The sequence below is a fragment of the Microvirga sp. jy35 genome, from assembly GCF_056148915.1.
The window spans coordinates 29,927-52,381 of record NZ_JBWBEW010000027.1 but is presented as its reverse complement, the minus strand read 5'-3'; the positions used below and the strand labels follow the sequence as shown (position 1 = coordinate 52,381).

Genomic DNA, 22,455 nt, shown 5'->3' with positions numbered 1-22,455 from the left:
GGCTATTGCATACCGACAGGCGCAGTAGTCATTGTGGAATCCGACAGGCGAGTGGGAGAGATTGCTATTGATTTCAAACTCAAGCGTCGTTCATGATCAGGTCAGGATACTCAGGTGCTAAGGTTTCGGCACTCTTGAAAACTTCTGAGAAGTGCAGCCGCATAGCTGCTTCGGCCGCGTCAGCATCCCGGCGGACGATGGCGGCGAGAATATCGCGGTGCTGAATGATCAGGGAGGCGACCGGTGTCACCACAGGCAGACTGAGGAACCGGATGCGATCGAACTGGGATTTCTCCCGTTCGATTACTGCCCAGATCTGAGCGATGCCGATGTCATCTGCAAGAGTCCGGTGGAATGCATCGTCTGCCATGGTGAAACGCTCTGGATCATCTTGAACCTGCTCTTGTTCAGCCAAGATGGCAGCGGCTTTGTCGTAAGCCTCGCGTGAAAGTCCACGTTCGGTCGCCCGCCGAACGATAGCTACCTCTAGCGCTTCCCTCACGAAGCGGGCCCGCTGCATAGCCGTGAGGGAAATCGGGCTTACGAAACTGCCGCGCTGCGGCAACACCTCAATCAATCCTTCCTCAACTAAGCGGATGAGTGCCTCGCGCACCGGAGCCCGGCTGGTCCCGAAGCGAAGGGCGAGTTCGTTTTCCGAGAGGCGACACCCGGGACGGAGCCGGAGAGTTACAATGTCATGCCTGATTTGCGCATGGATGCTCCGCACTGTCGTAGACGGAGGCGACGTAGCAGTGCTTGTAGGGAACTTGAAGGCACCGAGAGTAGACCGTTTCATAAATGAATGACCTATGTTCTGTAGATCTGTCTAAACTGATGTAATCGCCTAACCTGCCTTGGTATAATAGTTTACTCTATAGTGTGGCCTGAACTTGCGTATCGTCGTCAGTGCCAGACCTTCTAGTAACAACATTGATGGTTTTATAGGATGATAGTCTATGTGCGTGACAGGTTTTAAGCGTCGCAGTTGCTTTGCTCAACATCTTTCCCTGCACGCCGGTTCTGAGCATTTTAGAAGTTTCCGCCTTGATTGCTTACACGCACTTTGCTATGAACTGGGCTGTCGGCTAGTCGACAAGCTAGCAGTTGGTAAAGCGCTGCGCAAGGCGAGACCGGTATCCCTTGATTGGATTCTCCATTTCTGATGCTGAGACCTGACTTTTCCATGTCTTACGTTGTAAGATTCACATTTACGCGGTGTGGCTACAAATAAAGCGGCGCAAGAGGTTCAATACCAGTTGCAATGCAAAGCTGCCGACCCGAGATGCTCTTCGTGAGCGGTGAGGAAGTATCTTCTATGACAATGCATGCTGCTACGTCACATCCGGTGATTTGCCTTCACCCTCACGATCACGTGGTAATAGCGCGAGCGACACTGTTGCCGGGCGCGCAAGTTGCAGATGGTATCGCAGCCTGTGACCGGATCCCGCCTGGGCACAAAGTCGCTGTGCGCCCGATCGCTGCAGGCGAGGCGGTACGGCGCTACAACCAGATCATTGGCTTCGCCACAGCGCCAATCGCCCCCGGCCAACACGTGCATGTCCATAATCTTGGCATGGGCGAGTTCACCAAAGACTATGCCTATGGCCAGGATGTAAAGCTGACGGAATATGTCGATATCCCGGCCAGCTTCGAGGGCATCCGGCGTCCGGACGGGCGTGTGGCGACCCGCAACTACATCGGCATTCTAACCTCGGTAAACTGCAGCGCCCATGCAGCCAATTTGGTGGCGGATGCCTTCAAGCGCCATCCTTTCACCGGCTTTGATCCTCTCGCTGAATACCCGAATGTTGATGGCGTGGTTGCGTTAACGCACAAGACGGGCTGCGGCATGCCGGAAGGCGAGCCCCTTCAGCTCTTGCGCCGCACGCTCGCTGGCTATGCCCGCCATCCGAACTTTTCCCACATCGTGGTGCTTGGCCTTGGCTGCGAGGTGAACCAGATCAGCGGGATGCTGAAGGAGCATAAGCTCACCGACCGGATCCGCAACATGGATATCCAGAGCATGGGCGGCACCCGCAAGACCGTCGAAGCCGGAATAGCCTTCGTGAGAGAGGTCTTGGCCGAGTCGAACACGGTGCAGCGCCAGACGGTGCCTGCGAGTGAGCTGAAGGTGGCGCTGCAATGTGGTGGATCGGACGGCTATTCCGGCGTTTCCGCCAACCCGGCCCTCGGGATCGCCAGTGACCTTGTTGTGCGTCACGGTGGTACGGTGATCCTGTCCGAAACAACCGAGACGTATGGTGCCGAGCATATCTTCACCCGTCGGGCGGTCAGCCGCGAGGTCGGCGAGAAGCTGGTCGAGCTAATGCGCTGGTGGGAGGAGTACACGCACAAGCATGGAGCGGAGATCAATTCGAATCCGTCGCCTGGCAACAAAGCTGGTGGGCTGACCACGATTCTGGAGAAGTCGCTCGGCGCCATGGCCAAGGCCGGCAGCACCAACCTCGTTGACGTGATCAAGTATGCCGAATCTGTGACAGCACGCGGCTTTGTGTTCATGGACACCCCGGGTTTCGATCCTGTCTCGGCTACGGGTCAGGTAGCCGGTGGAGCGAACGTGGTCTGTTTCACAACGGGACGCGGCAGTGTCTTCGGGTGCAAGCCGTCGCCATCCATAAAGATCGCCACCAACACACCTCTGTACCGGCGCATGGAAGACGACATGGATGTCAACTGCGGCACGATTGTCGATGGTGAGGAGACCGTGCAGGAGGCTGGGCAGCGTATCTTTGACCGAATTCTACGGGTTGCCTCCGGCGAGCGCACGAAAAGCGAGCTGTACGATTTTGGCTCCGCCGAGTTCGCACCGTGGCCGCTTGGCGTGACCGTGTGATCATTGGGCAAAGCGCCTAATGAGGGGAGGCCAATGTGGCGGATCGCAAGCAAGTTCAGCCCAGTGAGGATCTAAGCTCAGCAGCGCAGGCTCGAAGACTAGCGGAACAGGGCCTGCATGAACAAGCGATCGGCCACAACGAGGAGGCCGATCGTTTGCTCATCCAAGCCCAAGAGATTGATCCTGAAGTTGTCGCCGAGGTACTGCGCGAGCACGACGCTGGGCGAGCACCTGATGCAAGGCTGCAGGCGACGGCGGATCAGGATGTAGAACGCGTTCTTCCGCGGATCAAACCCGGACCACAGCAGTCCAGCGGATGAGAGCCGAAGAGTGGATCGGATCTAGTCTTCGCAGGTTCTCTGGAGGTGAACCTCCCGATTTCGGTACGTTAGTCAATCAATCTCGGATGATCCTTGGCAAAACTGTGCAATAGCCTTAGTGCAAATGGCCTCTCCCAATGCGGTACCCGCCGAGACTGGTCAGGATTAAGGTCCCGATCCGGCTACAACTCGATGAGCGCCTTGATCACCCCCGCCTCGGCCGTCGACCACGCCGGAATACGGTTAGGAGCCTCGTCGAGGCTAGCGCGGTGGCTGGCAAGCGCCGCAACCGGCACCCTGCCGTCCCGCATGGTGTTAAGCACCGTCTCGAAATCATACCGTGTGGCATTGCGGCTGCCCATCAGCGACGTCTCACGCTTGTGAAACTCCGGGTCGTTGAACGTGATATCGGCCCGCACGATCGACAGGAGCACATAGGTGCCTCCATGGCCAACATACGAGAAGCCCTTCATCATCGCTTTGGGGTTTCCAGTTGCATCAAGAACGATGTCGAAGAAATCACCTTCAGTGGCGGTCTTGAGACGCTCATCGATGCCGGCTGACACTTCGAATGCGTGATCGACTCCGATCTTGTCCTTGCAAAAGGCGAGCCGCTGGGTGTTCATGTCGAGGACGGATACCTCGGCCCCTCGAGCCTTCGCAAAAATTGCAGCCGCTATTCCGATCGGCCCAGCTCCAACCACGGCAACCCGGCTCGACGGTCCCGCGCCAGAGCGCTGCACGCCGTGAGCACCAATCGCCAGGAACTCGACCATTGCCGCCTCATCCAGCCCGAGACCAGGCGCCGACACGACATTGCACTCCGGCGCCGCAATGTATTCGCAGGCTCCACCATCACGATGTACGCCCAACACCTGTAAGTTTTGACAGCAGTTGGTCTTGCCCTGCTGACAGGCACGGCACGTACCGCAGTAGAGGTAAGGTTCGATACAGACAATGTCGCCAACCTTCAACGGGCTGCCGATTGGCGCCTCGGCGATCTCGCCTGCAAGCTCATGGCCAATCACCCGTGGGTATTCGAGGTAAGGCTGATTGCCATGATAGATATGATAGTCAGTCCCGCAGATCCCAACCCGCCGGATGCGCACCAAGACCTCGCCTGAGCCTACCTTCGGGAGGTCTCGTTGGATGATGCTCAGCTTGCCGGGCTCATCACATCGCAGCGCTCTCATCTTCTTCTCCCAATCTCTGGAACTGCTCGCGTAAGCCGAACTTAGTGCGTTGTGGCGAAAGCTCCAAGCTGGTGCTGCGGGAGATTGCCAGGGGCCCATTTTGCTGAGTTCTTAGCTTCCAGTTGCCACCGAGACCCAAGGCTCTCTAAGACTTGCGCTCCATTAAGGCCTTGTCGGAAAATCCAGCTCGAGACGTGAATGTCGTATATTGGCACTTAGCTGAAGTAGACGGAATGTCTCCTCAAGACAGGAATACCGGACATTCCTGAAGGGCAGGGGATCGTCGCTGCCGACCCGTGACGTCTGCAAGGAAAGTAAGGGTTGCTAGCTCCAGGACGGCATCAAAGGGCCTATAGTCTGCCAGGGTCCAGAGAGCTGTTTACAGATCCCTCACCATGTTGATCAGAAGGTGATTGTGGGTGTGAACGCCCCCTTCGGCTTCTGGGTTAGCTCAGCGAACTCGCACGAGAAGGGCCACCCGTATAATGCCGACCTCATCTCTCTGGAGCCGTGTCCGTCAGCCTGAGTGCCGGCTCGCAGAGGCAAGCCGCACCCGTGTTCTGGTCGTTGAGGATGACCTAGTTGTCGGGGCTGTGGTAGCCGAGGCGCTCGAGGAGGCGGGTTTCACAGTCCTGTCCGCCACCAGCGCCGAGGAGGCCAACGTCATCCTCGCTGAAGAGGCCATCGACGTGCTGTTCACGGACATCGACTTAGGAGCGCTGGATGGATGCGAGTTCGCACAGTAGGCCCCCAAGGCACAGCCCGGACTTGCCGTGATCCTGACTTCAGGCCGCTCGCGCAGGTGCCACGCCGATCGCCTTCCGCCAGGAGCAGCGTTTCTCGCCAAGCCTTGCCGCCTGCCGCACTTGATCGACGAAGTACTTCGCGCTGTAGAGGCCACGTCGTCCAACTAGCAGCCCACACCAGATCCGTGACAGGATCTATCGCCGGACCTACACCGCAAGGGAGAGACCTATGCGCATTGCACTTGCCGTTCTTGGGAGCACCCTTCTTTTAGTATCCTCAGCCCATGCTCAGGTGCCGGCGGAGGTTGAGGCGTGTCGCCTGTCAGGGCTGGCGGCCCTTAAGGAGCGTTCGCCCTCGATTGAGCATCTCACCTTCGACATCCAGTCGCTGGCCATCTCTAAGGCGGACACCAAGGTCGAGGATACGCCGATCCGCATGGTGGTCATGGGCGAGGCCTATCTCCAGCGCGAGAAAAGCGACAAACCAAACCGCTTCGTTTGCCTTGTCAGCGACAAGGGCAAGGTCGTGCTCACCTTCTTCACTGAGCAATAGGTCCACTTACCCGACTATGCGGCTCTGCTTCGGAAGAGCGCGTGCTCAGGGGATGGGGGATCTGAGGACGCTCCATGAAGTCTCGCTACTTACGGGCCGCCATCAGGTCATGCGTCAGCACCGTGAGCTTGCCGATAAGGGATGCCATGTCGCTGGGATCGCAGGACCATTGGGTGCCAATCGCTGATCCATCGGAGGACACTGACACCACAGCAAGCGAACGCAGCTTGCCTTCACGAGCCAGACGCAGATGCTCCTGCAACAGGTCGATCATTGATGCCATGTTCTCGTCAACCGGCGGTGCCGGGACTGCATGGAGATTGGTCACACGGCTCCGCTGATTAGCCCTTGTCTCGCTCATGCTGCACCCCCTCTCGGCCAGACCGCTATTCCTGCAGCCAGGTGGTTGATAAAGGGTGGCTACTAGACATGAACCGAGTGTCAATTCCAGGCCGACCCAGCAGAAACATCGGCTGTGTCGCGTTGCTACAACAGGAGTTGATCAAGCTTGACGATTAGATTGTCAGGTAGCCATCGGCGCAGCTTGTCCAAGAGGCTCATTGCTTTCCATTCTCAAGGGTCGACCCTCTGAACAAGAGTTCGCCTCCCCAGGACAGTGATAACACTGCGGCGCAGAACACCGAACGTCAGCTCAAGCCAGGAACACCGGACGCTCCCAAAGGGTACGGGATTTCCTGGCCTGACCCTGAACTGACCTTGAGCACCAGAGCTCGTGCAGCGGCTGGGAAAGGCTCTCTGATGTGACCAGCACTAGGCGGGACGGGGGTGCGTCTCAGAGAACCGCATGAACGAAATTGCCAACGTAGGCTCGACAACCTCAACTCACTTTAAGGCAGCTTCAGGTGAACAACAGCGTCTTCACGAAGCTTGGTAGGCAAGCAGCCAGCCCCCTATTGAAATCGTGTTGTAAGCCATTACATCAGGGCTCCTGAATGGCTTTCGGATCAGGGCCGCTGCTAATGAAGGCTCGAAATTCTGAGATGAAGGCCTCCGTCAAAAGCGATGAAGGGCGCTGCTCGGATCGCATCGCTTCCAGCCTAATGGACGTTTCCGGAATGAAGGGCCGTACGACCACGTTCTGAAACATGCTGAAGGAGGCTGAATAAGGATCCACGATCGCAATCCCTGCTCCTGTGTTGACCATCGCCCAGGCATTGATGATCAGCCCGACCTCCATGGCGGGTTTGAAGTTGATGCGCGCCTCCGCGAAGATCCCGTTGATGATGGGCGCCAATCCCTGGCTGCTGGTATAGCTGATCAAGGGATAGGGAGCGATGTCACGAACGGATACAGCATCAAGCTCTACAAGCGGATGATCTTTTGGAATGATGCAGATCAGATTCCGACTGACGATACTCTCGATTCTGATCCCCGGCACTTCTGGAGTGAGGAAGCCGAAGCCCAGATCGGCCGCTCCTGTGGAGACCAGTTCGATCACCTCTCGCCGCGAATGCATCTGAAACCGGATGCCGACGTCCTTGCGATTGGTCAGAAACGCTCCCACGGCTGAGGGGAGAAGCGTTACGCCGACCGCAGGAATGGCAACGATGTGAAGTGTGCCGCTCCGAGCCTCACGCAAGCCTTCAATCGTTCTTTTGACGACATCGACCCGATCGAAAACATGCTCGATCTGAGTGAAGAGGACCTGGGCTTCGGGGGTCGGCTCGAGCCTGCCTTTGACGCGCTTGAACAGGCTGAATTTCAAACGGTCTTCCGTATAGCGCAGCACCCCGGTGACCGATGGCTGGGAGATGTTGAGCATCTTGGCCGCCCCGGTAACGGTGCCTGAGACCATGATCGCGTAGAAGACCTCCATCTGACGCAAATTCATGGTGTGGAGTGTCCCCGTTCCCCATCTAAGCTCACATTCCTAGATTGGCGGAATGAGCGTCATAAGAAAAGACCATATTTAAGCCACCTATGCTCAACCTCCGTTTTACAGGCATCTTTCATGGGGACCGCACGCCAAGCCAAGGCTCCTTGGACGACCGAGCCGAGGCAAGCTCCGGCATAGCCTCACGCTATCGGTGTACGACATTTTCCAATTTGCCGCTCAAGAAGAAGCACCCGAAGATCCGACCCGGTTGAAAGCCATACGCGTCCTCACTCGGGAGTCCCATCGTTGAACATACGTGCTTCTGATAGCCTCGTAGCCCAGATGCAGGCTTGGCGGCATCATCTCCACACCACTCCCGAAACCGCTTTCGAGGAGCTGGAAACCTCGACCTATGTGGCAGGCCTCCTAGAGGAGTTCGGGATCGAGGTCAGCCGGGACCTGGGCGGCACGGGAGTCGTGGGAACCCTCAGGAGAGGGCAGGGCCCCACCATCGGCCTGCGGGCGGAGCTCGATGCCCTCGACATCCAGGAGGTTCGGGATCTGCCTTACCGTTCGCGTAAGCCCGGGAAGATGCATGCCTGCGGCCATGACGGGCATATGGCAATGCTGCTGGGAGCGGCTCGCTATCTCTCGGCTTCAGACAGCTTTCGCGGCACGGTGCGCTTCATCTTTCAGCCGGCGGAGGAGAACGAGGGCGGCGGCCGACGTATGATCGAGGAGGGACTGTTCGACCGATTCCCGGTGGATAACGTTTTCGCCATGCACAACTGGCCCGGCCTCGAAATGGGGCGGGTAGCGGTGCGCAGTGGACCGATCATGGCGGCATCCGACATGTTCGAGATTGTGGTGACCGGCCAGGGCACTCATGCAGGCATGCCGCATATGGGCTCGGACGCCATCGTGGCGGCCTCCGCCATCGTCGGGGCGCTTCAGACCATTCCAAGCCGCTGCATTCATCCCGCCGACCCAAGCGTCGTCAGCGTGACGCAGATCCATGGCGGCCATACCTGGAACGTGGTGCCGGCCGAGGTCGTGCTGCGGGGAACCGTCCGCTCGTTCGATCCCGGCGTGCGCGACACCATCGAGAACACGATGGCGCGGGTCGTAGCAGGCGTTGCGCAAGTCCATGGCCTGTCTGCCCGCGTCGCCTATGACCGGCGCTATCCGGCCACGGTGAACGATCCGAAAGCAACGGAAACCGCGGGGAGGGTGGCTGCGGCCGTCTTCGGCCCGGCCAATATCGTCACGGACGAGCTCCCCTCCATGGGGGCGGAAGACTTCTCCTACATGCTCCAGAAAAAGCCTGGCTGCTTCGTCTGGCTCGGCGCTGGCTCTACCGCCAGCGGGCATGTGCTCCACGGGGACAGTTACGACTTCAACGACCGGCTCCTGCCCCTGGGCGCGGAGTTCTGGGTGCGCCTCGTGGAATCCGAGCTTCCTCTCGGGAAACCATAGGCTGACCTTATCGAAGCTCTCAAAACCTGTATTGGCCGATTGCTTGCGTCAGGCATCTAATTTCATGGCCAATATAGTCACCAACGAGACAAGCGAAGGCATGAGCCGATGTATAGAACGAACAAATTGAAGCAGCGCCTGCAGAACTCCGAAAAGGTCCTGGGCTGCTGGACGGCGCTGGGAAATCCGCATGTGACGGAAATTCTTGCCCTGGCGGGGTTCGACTACCTTATCATCGACCAGGAGCACGGCCTCGGCGATCCGACCTCCCTGTCCCTGCAATTGCAGGCCGCGTCGGCCACCGACGCCACACCGGTCGTGCGCGTGCCCTGGAACGATCACGTCTATCTCAAGCGGGTTCTCGATGCGGGCGCCGAGGGGGTCATGATCCCCAGCGTTGAGACGGCGGAGGAAGCCCGCGCTGCAGTCGCGGCCTGCCGCTACCCGCCGCTGGGCCGTCGCGGCACCGCCGCCAGCACCGTTCGCGCCTCGAGCTACGGCATGGCGCCCGATTACGTCGCCACCTGCGCCGACAATCTGCTGATCGTGATCCAGATCGAATCCGCCAAGGGCGTCCAGAACATTGAGGAAATTTTGGCGGTGGAAGGGATCGACGTCATGTTCATTGGCCCCCACGACCTGTCCGCGACGGTCGGCCAGATGGGCAACCTAAAACACCCAGAGGTTGCCGGCCTCATCGAGACCGCGGAAAGCAAGATCAAGAAAAGCGGCATCCCCATGGGCACCGTTCCGCATCCCGGGTGCACCTACAAGGATATGTTCGCGCGGGGCTACCAGTTCGTGAACGCCGGCAGCGACGTGGCCCGCCTGCGTGACGGGTCGCTTGCCGACGTCAAAGCTTTCCGCGAACTTTACCGCGAGACCAAGCTCTCGGTCGCTTGAAGCGTGCGCCGGCGCCCCGGCGCCGATAGGGTTGCGGAGGGGGCATGCCCCCTCCGCCAAGGGAGAATGAAGCCAAAGACTGAAGAAAGATGCCGCCGGACGGCACCGACGCTCGACAGAGGACCTCGAACGGTCACCCTTGAACGAAGATGGAGAGACCTAATGGCAAGCTACCCAGATTTGACTCGTCGTCATGTTCTCAGCGGTCTCGGAGGCCTCGTTGCCGCTGCAGGCTTCGGCGGCACCGGCATCGCCTGGGCCAAAACCATCGGCGATACGCTGATCGTCGGCCAGACCGGAGACATCATGTCGCTTGATCCGGCCTACAGGCTGGATACCCTGACGGGGATCGTTCAGAAGCACCTCTATTCGTCGGTGATGACCCGGATGCCGGATATGAGCGTCGGCCCAGGCGTCGCCAAGGCTGCGGAGCGCGTATCGCCGACCAAATGGCGTCTCCCGCTGCGGGAGGGCATGCAGTTCTCCAACGGCGAGCCCGTGAACGCGGAAGCCGTGAAATACACGATCGCCCGCCTCAACGCCGAAGAGACGAAGTCCCCCATCCGGAGCTTCTTCGTCAACCTGAAATCCGTCGAGGTGGAGTCGCCCTATGTGGTGACCATCGAGACCGATGCTCCTGACGCCCTCTTCCTGGCCCGCATGACGAACCTTCAGCTCGTCCCGCCAAAATACACCTCCGAAGTGGGCCTAAAGTTCAACGAGGCTCCCATCGGGTCGGGTCCCTATACCCTCGACCGCTGGCGGCGCAACGAGGAGGTGGTTCTTCTCGCGAACCCGAACTACCGCGGCGAGGTGAAGCCCAAGTACAAGCGAGTCGTCTTCCGCCCGGTGCCGGAAGAGATCGCCCGCATCTCCGCCGTCAAGACAGGTGCCGCGCATCTCGTCACCTCTCTCTCGCCCAACCAGGCGGCGAGCCTGTCCGGCTCCGAGGACGTGCAGGTGCTCAAGGTCGAGAGCAACCGCGTCATGGTGGTGCAGTTCAACCCCTTCGCGGAGCCTGCCACCAACCCGCTCTTCCGCCGCGCCGTGGGCCTCGCTATCAACCGCGACGAGCTGATCCGCGGCCTGATGAAGGGCTACGCGACCCCGGTCAAGACCATCTACGCCTCGTCGATCCAGGGCGTTCCGGCCGATGCTGAAGGCGATTTCCCCTACAATCCCACGGAAGCCAAGAAGATCATTGAGGATCTCGGCCTCAAGGGCAAGGAGATCGAGCTCGCCGGAGCCGCCGGACGCTACCCGCTCGACCGCGAGACCGCGCTCGCCGTCGGCGCGCAGCTGCGGCGCGTCGGCCTCGACGTGAAGGTGCGCACGGAGGAGTACGGATCCTTCGCGACCAAGATCAAGTCAAACCAAGTCGCGCCCATCTTCATTCAACCGCACGGCAATGTGTGGCTCGATCCCCTGCCGCAGATCATAGCGTTCTTCTACAGCAAGGGGCATTGGTCGGGTTGGAAGGAGCCCGCCCTCGATGCCATGATCGACAAGGCCAACCAGGCCGACGGGCCGGAGCGCGTCGCGCTGGTCGGGCAGCTGATCAAGAAGCTCAGGGACGATGCCTCCGCCGTTCCGCTCTTCGCGCACGAGGTCGTCTATGGCGCCTCGCCCTCGTTGAAGTGGCGGCCGCGTTCCGACGATCTCATTGTGGCCGAGGAGATCGGATGAGCCCTCAGCCCGCCGACGAGGAGCGGGTGATCCGCCGGATCGAGCAAGGGGCGGATGCCTATATCGAGGATATCCGCCGCGCGGTCCGGCAGCCAAGCGTCAGCCATACCAGGGAGGGGATCCCCGAGATGGCCCGTTTCACGCAGGCCTATCTGCGGGAACTCGGAGCGGAGGCCGGGCAGGCGCCCGGCCTCCACGCTCCCATCGTGGAAGGCGAGCTCATCACCGACCCGAAGGCGCCGACCCTGCTCCTGTACGACCTCTACGACGTCCAGCCCGCATCCGGCCAGCCGGGCTGGACGGTCGATCCGTTCGCGGCCGAGATCGTCACCGATGCGCAGGGCAGAGAGCGGCTCGTCGGACGCGGGACGTTCAATTCCAAGGGACCCCTCTTCGGTGCTCTCGCCGTCTTGAAGGCGTTCCGCGACGCGGGGGTCCCGTCTCCCGTCAACATACGGTTCCTCATCGAGGGCGAGGAGGAGATCGGCAGCCCCTCCTTGCCGAGTTACATCGAGGCCAACCGGGAGGTTCTATCCCGTTGCGATGCCGCCTTCATCCCGTATTTCGGAACGACCGGCACCGGCAGCACGATCCTGCGCTTAGGGTTCAAGGGCCTGGTGCTCCTGGAGTTCAAGGTCACGGGAGGAGAGTGGGGCGGTCCGGTCGGAGGCGACCTTCACGCCCTGCACGGCGCTCTCGTGGCGAGCCCGGCCTGGCAGCTCGTACAGGCTCTCGCCAGCCTGACGGACCGCCAGGAAAGGCTTGTCGTCGATGGTTTGGAGGAGATGACGCCGCGTCCGTCGGAGCTTGAGACGGCGCTGATCGACGAGGTTTCCAAGGTTCACGACTTCGAGGCCTACAGGGCGGAAACGCGGGCGCGGCGCCTGAAGTCCGACGCCTCGCCTCGCGATCGCCTGACGGATCTCATGTTCTCGTGCACGCTCAACATTGATGCTCTCAAAGCGGGAAAGCTCGAAGAGGGGCAGGCGCCTGCAACGCTCATTCCCGCGACGGCCAGCGCCTTCGCGGACCTGCGGGTGCTGCCTGGCATGGACCCCGGAGCCGTCGTGAGCCTCATCCGGGATCATCTGGAGAGACGCGGCTTCGGGCATGTGGAGGTTGTGGTGCGGTCCGCCTACCCGGCATCGAGTAGCTCCGCCGACGAGCCGGTGGTCCGCGCCTTGATCGATGCCTGCCGCGCCCAGGGCGCGGACCTGCGGGTCTATCCGCTTCATGCCGGGGCCGCGCCCATGTACCTGTTCTCGCAGGTTCTGGGACTTCCCTATGCCTTCGGCGGGCTCGGACACGGAGCCGGGTCGCACGGGCCCAACGAATACATTATGGCCGATGACATCGTGCCATTCATGAAGTCCGTAGCCAGCTTTTTCTACCGCTTTGCCCGCTACCAGCGAGGACAATGATGCTGACCTATCTTCTCAGGAGAAGCCTCCTCGTCATCGTCACCATCACCGGCGTCATGACGATTCTGTTCGGGCTGCAGAAGCTCGCGGGCGACCCCACGATCTTTCTCCTGCCGCCCGAGGCGACAGAAGCGGACCGCCTAAGCCTTCTGCGGCAGCTGGGCCTGGACCGGCCTCTCATCGTTCAGTACCTCTCGTTCCTCTGGAATTCGGCAACCGGCAATCTGGGCCTGTCCTGGAAGTATAACCAGCCCGCGCTGCCGATCGTTCTCGAAGCCTTCCCGGCCACGATCCTCCTTGCCACTTCCGCCCTGGCCTTCAGCATCCTGACCGCTGTGCCCCTCGGCATTCTCGCGGCGCTGAAGCGGGACACGTGGGTGGACACGTTCGCCAGCGGGCTTGCAGTGATCGGGCAGGCGATGCCGGTCTATTGGTCGGGCCTCCTGTTCATCCTGCTCTTCAGCACGACCCTGCGCTGGCTTCCGTCCATGGGCGGGGAAGGGTGGATCGCCCTGATTCTGCCGGCGGTGACCCTGGGCCTCAACACCATGGCCCGCATCATGCGCATCACCCGTTCCTCCATGCTCGATGTGCTGGGGCAGGATTATGTGAGGACCGTACGGGCCAAGGGCATTCCGGAAACCGCGATCCTGTTCAAGCACGGCCTTCGCAACGCTGCGGTGCCCATCGTGGCGCTCATCGGCCTGCAGTTGGGCGGCCTTCTCGGCGGCGCGGTTCTCATCGAGACCGTGTTCTCGTGGCCCGGCGTTGGGCGCCTCGCGGTCAACGCGGTCTATTCCCGCGATTTCCCGCTCGTTCAATCCGTGGCGCTCATGGTGACGGTCACGTTCTCCCTCGTGAACATGATCGTGGATGTGCTTTGCGCGACCCTCAATCCCCAGATCCGGCTCAACTAGAGAGAACGTCATGGCGAAAAAAGGCATTCTGGGTTTTGGCATTCTGCTCATCGTGGTCATTGCGGCCATCCTGGCTCCATGGATCTCTCCGTTCGATCCTAACGAGCAGGACATCATCAACAGTCTCGCGGCGCCTCTGGCCGAGGCTAGCGAAGGCGGCATTCATCTCCTGGGCACGGACCGGCTAGGGCAGGATGTGATGAGTCGCATCATCTACGGCACGCGGGTGTCCCTGACGGTCGCCTTCGGGGCCGTCGGCGTCTCGGCGCTGATCGGCATCCCCCTCGGGCTTGCCGCAGGCTTCATGGGCCGGGCGATCGAGTCGCTGGTTCTCGTTGCGGCCGACATCGTTCTGTCGATCCCCTTCATCCTCCTAGCCCTCGTGCTCATGAGCGTGCTGGGCGCGAGCTTGACCAATCTCATCATCGCGTTTGCGGTCGTGCGCTGGGCGCAGTTCGCACGCATCACCTATTCGCTATCCCTGGAGCTTCGGGAGAAGGAGTACATCCTGTCCTGCAAGGCTGCCGGGATCTCGCTTCCCCGCACCCTCGCCGTTCATGTGCTTCCCAACATGGTGGGGCCGCTCATGGTGATCGCCACCCTGGAGCTGGCCTATGCGATCCTGATGGAATCCGGATTGTCGTTCCTGGGGCTCGGCGCGCCTCCCGAGACACCCTCCTGGGGCGGCATGCTGCAGGAGGGACGCAACGAGCTCGACACCGCATGGTGGCTCACAGCCGCACCGGGAATGGCCATCATGGCCACCGCCATCGGGTACAACTTCGTCGGTGACTGGATCCGGGATCGTCTCGATCCCCGCCTGCAGGGAGTGTTGCGATGAATGCCCCGGTCTTCCAGATGCGCAATGTCAGCATCGACATCGGCAGCCACAAGACAACCGCGCGGCGGATCGCCTACGGAGTCGATCTGGAGCTTTATCGCGGCCGGACCTTGGCTCTGGTGGGCGAGAGCGGATGCGGCAAGTCCGTGACGGCCTTGTCCGCCATGAACCTGCTGTCCTCACCTCTCAGGATCAGCGAGGGCTCCATTCTACTCGATATGGAAGGAGAGACTCGGGACATAGCGCAGCTCGATCCGTCCGGCGCGCAGATGCGGCAGATCCGGGGGCGGCGGATCGCCATGATCTTCCAGGACCCCATGACGGCTCTCGATCCCGTTTATACGGTTGGGGACCAGATCGCCGAAAGCCTGTCCTATCACATGGGCCTGTCCCGTAAGGCCGCCTCGGCCAAGGCCGTCGATCTTTTGAGGCTCGTCGGCATCCCGGCACCCGAGCAGCGGGCCAGGAACTACCCGTTCGAACTCTCGGGCGGCATGCGCCAGCGCGTGATGATCGCCATCGCCATCGCGTGTTCCCCGAGCGTGCTGATCGCGGACGAGCCCACCACGGCTCTCGACGTCACGGTTCAGGCACAGATCCTGGAGCTGCTGCGGGAGCTGGGCGAACAGCTCGGAATGGCGACCCTGCTCATCACGCACGACCTCGGCGTCGTGGCCGAGAACGCGGACGAGGTGATCGTCATGTATCGCGGCTATGTGGTCGAAAAGGCGGGCATCGACGCCTTGTTCGACAATCCGGCGCATCCCTACACCCAGGGGCTCATGTCGTCGTTGCCGCCCGCCAGTGGCGAGCGCGTCGAGCTCACGCCGATCCCAGGCCAGGTCCCGCCCGTCACGGAGGTCATCGTCGGTTGTCCCTTCACTGGCCGATGCCCTCACGCGATGCTGAAATGCAGCGAGCTGATGCCTGCGCTCACGGCGATCTCGCCGGAGCAGGCGGTGGCCTGCTGGCTTTACCCCGCCGTCGTGGAGGCTCAGGCATGAGCGATCGTCTGCGCATCGACAATCTCGAAGTTCATTATCCGGTCCGCAAGGGCGTCTTCCGCCGCGTCGTCGGTGCCGTGCGGGCGGTGGACGGCGTCAGCCTCTCGATCCCGACCGGCGCGACCTTCGGGCTCGTCGGCGAGAGCGGCTGCGGCAAGAGCTCGCTCGCCCGCGCCATCCTTCAACTGCAAAAACCCACTGGCGGCAACATCCTGTTCCGGGCGGAAGGGCAGGACGACGCGGTCACGGAGCTGACTGCCTTGAGCCCGCGCAAGCTGCGTGCCCTGCGCCGCGAGATGCAGATCGTCTTCCAGGATCCATACTCCGCCATCAATCCTCGCCTGCGGATCAAGACGATCCTGGATGAGCCCCTTCGGGCCATGGAGAACCTCAGTGCCGCCGAGCGGCGCGGCCGGATCGTCGAGAGCCTCAGGGCCGTCGGCCTTACCGAAGCGGCCCTGGAGCGCTTTCCGCACCAGTTCTCCGGCGGTCAGCGTCAGCGCATCGCCATCGCCAGGGCGCTGCTGTCCCGTCCGAATTTCATCGTTCTCGACGAGCCGGTCTCGGCCCTCGACGTATCCGTCCGCGCGCAGATCCTCAATCTCCTGATCCAGCTGCAGCGCCAGCTCGGATTGACCTATCTGTTCGTCTCGCACGATCTGTCTGTCGTGCGGTATCTCTGCGATCAGGTTGCCGTCATGTATCTCGGGCGCATCGTGGAGAGCGGTCCGACCGAGAGGATTTTCTCCAATCCGCTTCATCCCTACACCAAGCTTCTCCTGGCTGCCGTGCCGGTGCCGAAGCCGAGGAGGGGCCGCAAGGCCGTGAAGCTTCAGGGCGATCCGCCGAGCCCCATGAACATCCCTTCCGGCTGCCCATTTCATACCCGTTGTCCGTACGCGACCGAGGTGTGCCGGACGACCAAGCCGCTCCTGCGCGATCTCGAAGCCGAGCACGTGGTTGCCTGCCATCACGCGGAGAGCCTTGCGCAGCACCAGCATCGCGGTTCCATGACGGCCGATGCACCGATCATGACTATGGGCTGCGCATCGTTCTAGCGGCACTCGTAAAGCTCCAGGCCCTGAAGCGAGCGGGCTTTCAAACAGTCCTGTCCTGCATCCGTTTGCACACGATGATCCTCACGATTCTCGGGAGAAGTTCCGGCACATGCGCGGCCTGTTGGAAGCTGTGCAGCCATGGAACATGCGTAGGGATGACTCCGACCCGGCAGAGTATAGCGTCGGCCTATGGCTCATCGAAATGTTTCAATCTTTCCACGATTCAGGCCCCGCGTAAGATGACCTGACATCAGGATTTCGGGCCGGTCCGGCAGCATTGCCGAGCATCGACGATGCTCAAGCTTTTCCCGTGACCCGAAGCCTGAAAGATGGCGCATGGCATGCGCCCTCAACCGCAATTGGTCCGCCTTTCGGAGAGATGTGATGAGACATTCGAAATCGCTTCGTTGCTTGATAGGGGCCTTTACCCTGGCTCTGGGCTCCGCTCTGGGGCCGGTGCAGGCGCAGGATGCCGGAAAGAGCGCCCTGGACACGGTCACGCCTGGCCAGCTAACGGTGCTCTTCAACCCCGCCTCGCCGCCCACCTCCTTCATCAAGGACGGCAAGGCGACAGGCATGGCCGTGGAGATCGTCGAAGAGATCGCTAGACGCCTCAACCTCAAGACAGAGTTCCGCGCCCATGCCGATCTCGCGGGCGCATTGCCAGCGGTGTCCAACCGGCAATACGATTTAGCCGCCATGGGGCTCATGAGAACGCCGGAGCGCGAAGCCGTCGTCGATTTCTCGGGCTCCTGGTACTACGGCTGGTTCCCGCTGGTGGTGGACAAGAGTTCCGGCTTGGACGGCTACAAGGCTCTCGCCGGAAAGGTCGTCGGCATCAACAAGGGAAGCATTCAGGAACGCTACATGGTGGACAACCACCCTGAGATCAAACTGATGGCTTTCCCGAATGACACAGCCGCCGTTGCGGCGCTCAATGCCGGGAAGGTGGATGGCGTCCTCACCGCCAGCGCCCTGCTCGAGGAAACGCTGAAGCGCTTTCCGCATCTCGCAGTCGTCGCGCGCACACCCACTCCCTATCCGAACGCCTTCCCGGTCCGCAAAGGCAACGAGTCCCTGCGCAAGGCCCTGGACGATGGACTGCGCGAACTCGTCAAGGACGGAACCTACGTCAGGATCTTCGACAAATGGCATGCGGGCGCTGCGCTGCCCGAGCCCATGTACAAGGACTATCCGGGCCTCGATGCACAGCGCGCTCCCGGCGTTCCGGCGCCCCGCTCATAGCACCCGTTTTCCGCGGATGTCCGGACAGTTCTTCTCCGCCGGTCGTCCCTGCTGACGCAACACCACCGACATCAACCGTGAGTGACAGCCATGTCCGAACTCCAAGTGAATATGACCCTGCGCGCCTACGATCATCTGGTGCCGCTGTTTCTCGGCGATGTGCCGACGCCGGGCTTAAAGCTGAGCCTGGATCATCGCGTGCCCATGGTCAGCACGCTTCCTGAAAACCTGGCAGCCGCCGAGGTATCGTTCAACCGCTATGTGCTGGCCGCCGCCAAGGGCGACGACAGCATCATCGGACTTCCCGCCTTCATCCTTCGTGGCTTCCGGCACCGGAACTACATCGTCCGCCGCGACAGTCCGCTGGAAAACCTGAGCGACCTGCGGGGCGCGCGTGTCGGCACGAATTCTTGGAGCGATACCGGAACCATGTGGGCGCGCGCCGCCGTGCGGGATGCCGGTGTCGAGGTGACGGACGTGAACTGGGTGATCGGCGACCTCGACGAGGCGACGCCCCTGAAGCCACCTACACACCTGGACGTGGAGCCGCCGCAGGGAACGCAGTTCCTGCGCTCCGGCCAGACCCTCATGGGCAGCTTGCGCGATGGCAGCATCGATGCGGTCACCACGGCGTTCATGCCTGACTCTGTTTTCGAGCCGAACGGCGAGTTCCGTCGTCTCGTGCGGAACTTTCGCGAGGTGGAACGGGAATTCCATCAACGTACCGGTGTCTATCCCGGTTTTCATATCGTAGCCGTCCGGCGCGATTTTGCCGCGGCGCACCCGCAGGCGGTCATGACCCTTTATGAGGCTCTGCAGAAATCCTGGAATATCTGGTGGATCAAGGGAAAGAAATTCGCCGAGAGCTCGCCCTGGGCGATGGAAGAGATCGAGACGCAGGTGCGGGATTTCTCGGGCGACATCCCTCCCTTCGGCACGGAAGCGGACGCGCACAAGCGCATGCTGGCGATGATCTGCCATGAGCAATTCGCCCAGGGCCTGATCCCGACCGCGGCGCGGCCGGAGGAGCTTTTCGCCGGGTTCGATGCCATCAAGGCCAAGGTCTCGCGATAAGCCGGACGGGAAGGAGCGAGCATCAGGGAGATACCAGTATGCCGGACGGTTTGCAGAGACTATGGCGCACGTTCTTCGACATCGACCAAATTCTCGGCATCTTTCCCGAGATGCTGATGGTCGGTGTTCCCAACACGCTTCTTCTGGCATTTCTGGCTGTCGTGATCGGCACGATCATCGGCCTCATCGTGGCGATGATGCTGATCAGCCAGAACGCCGCCATACGGTTACCCGCTCGCACCTTCGTGGACGTGTTCCGAGGCCTGCCCGTGATCCTGACCATCTACCTGATCGGGCAGGGGCTTCCCATCGCCGGCATTCGCATCTTCGGTCAGAGCAGCTATGCTTACGCGGCCTTTGCCCTCGGGCTGATCGAAGGCGCCTATATCAGCGAAATCTTCCGCAGCGGGATCCAAAGCGTCGAACGCGGCCAGATGGAAGCATCGCGCTCCCTCGGCATGTCCTATTTTGAGACCATGCGGTGGGTGATTGTCCCTCAGGGAATCCGGTGCGTGCTGCCGGCCCTGACGGGGCAGTTCATCCATATCATCAAGGGTTCCTCCCTGGTATATCTCCTCGGGCTGCTGCCGGACCAGCGCGAGATCTTCAGCATCGCATCCGATGCCTCGCACATCTCCGGCAATCTCTCGCCCATGGTGGCGGCCGGACTTGTCTACCTGTGCCTGACCATTCCTTTGACCTATGCGGTCAATGCATTCGACACGCGGTTGCGCGACGGCGCACGCCGTCCTGTCGAACTGGCATCGCTCCAGACGCAGCAGGCTTAGAGATCTATCGCGTTTTCTTCACACGAACCGGTATCCACTTCGCTCGAAAACGCTTAGCGACAGGAGGCTCACCATGGTTTCATCTCAACAGACGGCAGGGATCCGCGCCGAGGCCGTCAGCAAGGCCTTCGACGGCCATCTCGTTCTCCACGCCGTAAACCTCGCCGTGGAGCCCGGCTCCACCACCTGCGTCATCGGCCCCTCGGGTTCGGGAAAGTCCACGTTTTTACGATGCCTCAACCGACTGGAGGAGCCCACCTCTGGGCGCATCTTCATCGGAGGCGAAGAGATCACCAAGGCGGGCACGAATATCGACGCCGTTCGCTCGCGGGTCGGCATGGTGTTCCAGAACTTCAACCTCTTTCCGCACATGACCGTGCTTCGCAACATCACCCTCGCGCTGACACGGGTGCGGAAGATGTCGCAGGACGAAGCGACCGGCATCGCCGAGGCGCAACTGGACGAGGTCGGGCTGCGCGCCTTCAAGGACCGCCGGCCATCGCAGCTCTCCGGCGGGCAGCAGCAAAGGGTGGCCATCGCACGCGCGCTCGCGATGCAGCCCGATGTGATGCTCTTCGATGAAGCTACCTCCGCCCTCGATCCCGAGCTGGTGAAGGGCATTCTGGAGATCATGAAACGGCTCGCGGCATCCGGCATGACTATGGTGGTGGTCACGCACGAATTGCGCTTCGCCCGCGAGGCCGCCAACCAAGTCGCGTTTCTCGACAAGGGCAGGCTCGTGGAATGCGGCCCACCGGAAGAGCTCTTCCACGCGCCATCCTCGCCGCGTCTCAAGGAGTTCCTCTCCCAGATGCTTTAGGAGGTGGACGGGCAACCTGCAAAAGACGCGCTTCCTACCCGCCGGACTGATGGGCGCGCGATGCCGCCAGTATAGATACACACCTTGTAAGGTTTATAGTGATGATTTGGAAGTAACAGCTTGTCATGCAAGCATTCATGTGAAAGCATGAACCGTCCGATAAGGCGATGCGGGAGAGATCCGGACGAGAAATCGAGCCGGACGCCGATGGAGCAACTCCCCGGAAACTCTCAGGCAAAAGGACCGTTCCGCCGGACAATCTGGAGAGAGGCGCGGTGCGCCCACCGAAGGGGATACCGCCGCGCGTCAAGCGCTGAGCGGTGAAGCTCTCAGGTACCCGAGACAGATGGGGATCGTCGGACTGCCTTGCGGCAGTTCATCCCGTCCTCTGTCTTGGGGAGAATTCCCTTGCCTCACATTGCTATCATCGGCGCCGGCATCACCGGCGTGACCACCGCATATTCCCTGTTGGAGCGTGGCTACGACGTCACCGTGCTCGAACGGCATCGCTATCCTGCCATGGAGACATCGTTCGCCAACGGAGGCCAGCTTTCCGCCAGCAATGCGGAAGTCTGGAACCATCGCTCGACGATCCTGAAAGGATTGCGGTGGATGGTTCAGAAAGATGCGCCACTGCTCCTGAACCCCGCTTTCAGCTGGCACAAATATTCATGGATTGCGGAGTTCATAGGCCAAATTCCGCATTACCGCGCCAATACGGTGGAGACGGCCCGTCTGGCCGTCGAGGCTCGCCGACGCCTGTTCGCCATCGCCGAGCGGGAGCGCATCGACTTCGATCATGAAAGACGCGGCATCCTGCACGTCTATCGCAGCAAGGTGGAGTTCGACCATGCCGCCTCCGTCAACGAGCTCTTGCTTGAAGGCGGCCTCGATCGGCGTGCGGTGACGCCTGAGGAAATCGCCACTTTGGAGCCTGCCTTGGATGGCTCGTTCTATGCGGGCTTCTATACGCCTTCCGACTCCACCGGAGACATTCACAAGTTCACGAAGGGCTTAGCCGCGAGCTGTATCCGGAAGGGTGCACGTTTCATCTACGATGCGGCGGTTGAGCGGATTTCCCACGGATTGAATGGGGTCACAGTCACTTGGGGCGCGGCCTCGACCGGGACCAGCCGCAATGGGGCGGGACTCGAAACTCTCTTGACGGATGCTGTCGTTGTCTGCGCTGGCACGGCGAGCCGTGAGATTGCCGCTCGGTTGGGCGACCGGGTGAATATATATCCCGTCAAGGGCTACTCGATCACAGTTCATCTGGACGATGCTCAGAGTCGGGACAGTGCGCCGTGGATGAGCCTTCTCGATGACAAGGCGAAAATTGTGACCAGCCGCTTAGGTGTCGACCGATTTCGTGTCGCGGGTACCGCCGAGTTCAATGGGTTCAACAGGGATGTCAGGGCTGACCGTGTCTACCCACTCATCGCCTGGGTCCGGCAACTCTTCCCTAATGTCGCAACATCGAGGGTCGTGCCCTGGGCTGGTCTGCGGCCGATGATGCCCGACATGATGCCCTGTGTGAAGCCAGGACATCTGCCCAATATCTTCTACAATACGGGCCACGGCCATCTCGGATGGACCTTGTCAGCAGCGACATCCGAGCTCGTGGCTGAGATGGTTCAGCGGAGCTTACCTTCTAAGCAAGTGAACGCTGCCGCTAAACTTCATGTAGGGAACGCATCCTTTTTGCACCCACTCTAAAAT

At 61.0% G+C, this 22,455-nt stretch carries 19 protein-coding genes, 1 pseudogene and 1 riboswitch; of the genes and pseudogenes, 16 read left to right on the top strand and 4 right to left on the bottom strand.

All coding sequences use genetic code 11. The features are described 5' to 3' along the window. Positions 1–79: 79 nt before the first annotated feature. Positions 80–796: a GntR family transcriptional regulator gene (locus AC0QTX_RS18430; RefSeq protein ID WP_474605271.1), complete on the bottom strand. Its 717-nt coding sequence runs from the start codon at positions 794–796 to the stop codon at positions 80–82. Between the two features lie 525 nt (positions 797–1,321). On the opposite strand from AC0QTX_RS18430, the gene AC0QTX_RS18425 reads away from it, so the two are divergent. Next, positions 1,322–2,854: a UxaA family hydrolase gene (locus tag AC0QTX_RS18425; RefSeq protein ID WP_474605290.1), complete on the top strand. Its 1,533-nt coding sequence runs from the start codon at positions 1,322–1,324 to the stop codon at positions 2,852–2,854. A gap of 35 nt (positions 2,855–2,889) precedes the next feature. Continuing rightward, positions 2,890–3,174, top strand: a complete 285-nt coding sequence (locus tag AC0QTX_RS18420; RefSeq protein ID WP_474605270.1) for a hypothetical protein — start codon at positions 2,890–2,892, stop codon at positions 3,172–3,174. 182 nt (positions 3,175–3,356) lie between these two features. On the opposite strand, the gene AC0QTX_RS18415 is transcribed toward AC0QTX_RS18420, so the two are convergent. Next, positions 3,357–4,367 carry a zinc-binding alcohol dehydrogenase family protein gene (locus tag AC0QTX_RS18415; protein ID WP_474605269.1) on the bottom strand — a complete coding sequence of 337 codons (1,011 nt, stop codon included), beginning with the start codon at positions 4,365–4,367 and terminating at the stop codon, positions 3,357–3,359. 485 nt (positions 4,368–4,852) lie between these two features. Here AC0QTX_RS18415 and AC0QTX_RS18410 point away from each other — a divergent pair, with 485 nt between their 5' ends. After that, entirely contained in the window at positions 4,853–5,113 is a 261-nt protein-coding gene (locus AC0QTX_RS18410) for a response regulator (RefSeq protein ID WP_474605268.1), read from the top strand. A 229-nt stretch (positions 5,114–5,342) separates the two neighbouring features. Further along, positions 5,343–5,666, top strand: a complete 324-nt coding sequence (locus AC0QTX_RS18405) for a hypothetical protein (RefSeq protein ID WP_474605267.1) — start codon at positions 5,343–5,345, stop codon at positions 5,664–5,666. 85 nt (positions 5,667–5,751) lie between these two features. Here the strand turns inward: AC0QTX_RS18405 and AC0QTX_RS18400 are convergent, their stop codons facing one another. Together AC0QTX_RS18400 and AC0QTX_RS18395 are read right to left on the bottom strand one after the other, a co-directional pair. Continuing rightward, on the bottom strand, positions 5,752–6,027 hold the full coding sequence (locus AC0QTX_RS18400; RefSeq protein WP_474605266.1) for a hypothetical protein: 276 nt from the start codon (positions 6,025–6,027) through the stop codon (positions 5,752–5,754). A gap of 579 nt (positions 6,028–6,606) precedes the next feature. After that, entirely contained in the window at positions 6,607–7,518 is a 912-nt protein-coding gene (locus AC0QTX_RS18395; RefSeq protein WP_474605265.1) for a LysR family transcriptional regulator, read from the bottom strand. A gap of 291 nt (positions 7,519–7,809) precedes the next feature. Here AC0QTX_RS18395 and AC0QTX_RS18390 point away from each other — a divergent pair, with 291 nt between their 5' ends. The 12 genes and pseudogenes from AC0QTX_RS18390 (at position 7,810) to AC0QTX_RS18335 (ending at position 22,452) form a co-directional block, all read left to right on the top strand. Continuing rightward, on the top strand, positions 7,810–8,979 hold the full coding sequence (locus AC0QTX_RS18390; RefSeq protein ID WP_474605264.1) for a M20 aminoacylase family protein: 1,170 nt from the start codon (positions 7,810–7,812) through the stop codon (positions 8,977–8,979). Between the two features lie 108 nt (positions 8,980–9,087). Beyond that, complete coding sequence (locus tag AC0QTX_RS18385; RefSeq protein WP_474605263.1) at positions 9,088–9,882, top strand: HpcH/HpaI aldolase family protein; 795 nt, start codon at positions 9,088–9,090, stop codon at positions 9,880–9,882. 162 nt (positions 9,883–10,044) lie between these two features. Further along, complete coding sequence (locus AC0QTX_RS18380; RefSeq protein ID WP_474605262.1) at positions 10,045–11,568, top strand: ABC transporter substrate-binding protein; 1,524 nt, start codon at positions 10,045–10,047, stop codon at positions 11,566–11,568. Further along, positions 11,565–12,989 (top strand): M20/M25/M40 family metallo-hydrolase, encoded by a 1,425-nt coding sequence (locus tag AC0QTX_RS18375; RefSeq protein ID WP_474605261.1) that lies wholly within the window; start codon positions 11,565–11,567, stop codon positions 12,987–12,989. The genes AC0QTX_RS18380 and AC0QTX_RS18375 overlap by 4 nt, the downstream gene beginning before the upstream one ends. Further along, positions 12,986–13,906 carry an ABC transporter permease gene (locus tag AC0QTX_RS18370; protein WP_474605260.1) on the top strand — a complete coding sequence of 307 codons (921 nt, stop codon included), beginning with the start codon at positions 12,986–12,988 and terminating at the stop codon, positions 13,904–13,906. Before AC0QTX_RS18375 ends, AC0QTX_RS18370 begins: the two co-directional genes overlap by 4 nt. A 10-nt stretch (positions 13,907–13,916) precedes the next feature. After that, positions 13,917–14,747, top strand: a complete 831-nt coding sequence (locus AC0QTX_RS18365) for an ABC transporter permease (RefSeq protein ID WP_474605259.1) — start codon at positions 13,917–13,919, stop codon at positions 14,745–14,747. Next, positions 14,744–15,751 carry an ABC transporter ATP-binding protein gene (locus AC0QTX_RS18360; protein WP_474605258.1) on the top strand — a complete coding sequence of 336 codons (1,008 nt, stop codon included), beginning with the start codon at positions 14,744–14,746 and terminating at the stop codon, positions 15,749–15,751. Before AC0QTX_RS18365 ends, AC0QTX_RS18360 begins: the two co-directional genes overlap by 4 nt. Continuing rightward, complete coding sequence (locus tag AC0QTX_RS18355) at positions 15,748–16,809, top strand: ABC transporter ATP-binding protein (protein ID WP_474605257.1); 1,062 nt, start codon at positions 15,748–15,750, stop codon at positions 16,807–16,809. Before AC0QTX_RS18360 ends, AC0QTX_RS18355 begins: the two co-directional genes overlap by 4 nt. A 384-nt stretch (positions 16,810–17,193) precedes the next feature. Next, positions 17,194–18,054, top strand: a complete 861-nt coding sequence (locus AC0QTX_RS18350) for a substrate-binding periplasmic protein (protein ID WP_474605256.1) — start codon at positions 17,194–17,196, stop codon at positions 18,052–18,054. 90 nt (positions 18,055–18,144) lie between these two features. Beyond that, positions 18,145–19,128, top strand: a complete 984-nt coding sequence (locus AC0QTX_RS18345) for an ABC transporter substrate-binding protein (protein ID WP_474605255.1) — start codon at positions 18,145–18,147, stop codon at positions 19,126–19,128. A 38-nt stretch (positions 19,129–19,166) separates the two neighbouring features. Continuing rightward, positions 19,167–20,736, top strand: a pseudogene (locus AC0QTX_RS18340) (amino acid ABC transporter permease/ATP-binding protein). 160 nt (positions 20,737–20,896) lie between these two features. After that, a riboswitch (glycine riboswitch) is annotated at positions 20,897–20,992 on the top strand. Positions 20,993–21,144: 152 nt separating this feature from the next. After that, positions 21,145–22,452 (top strand): D-amino acid dehydrogenase, encoded by a 1,308-nt coding sequence (locus AC0QTX_RS18335; RefSeq protein WP_474605289.1) that lies wholly within the window; start codon positions 21,145–21,147, stop codon positions 22,450–22,452. Positions 22,453–22,455 lie beyond the last annotated feature (3 nt).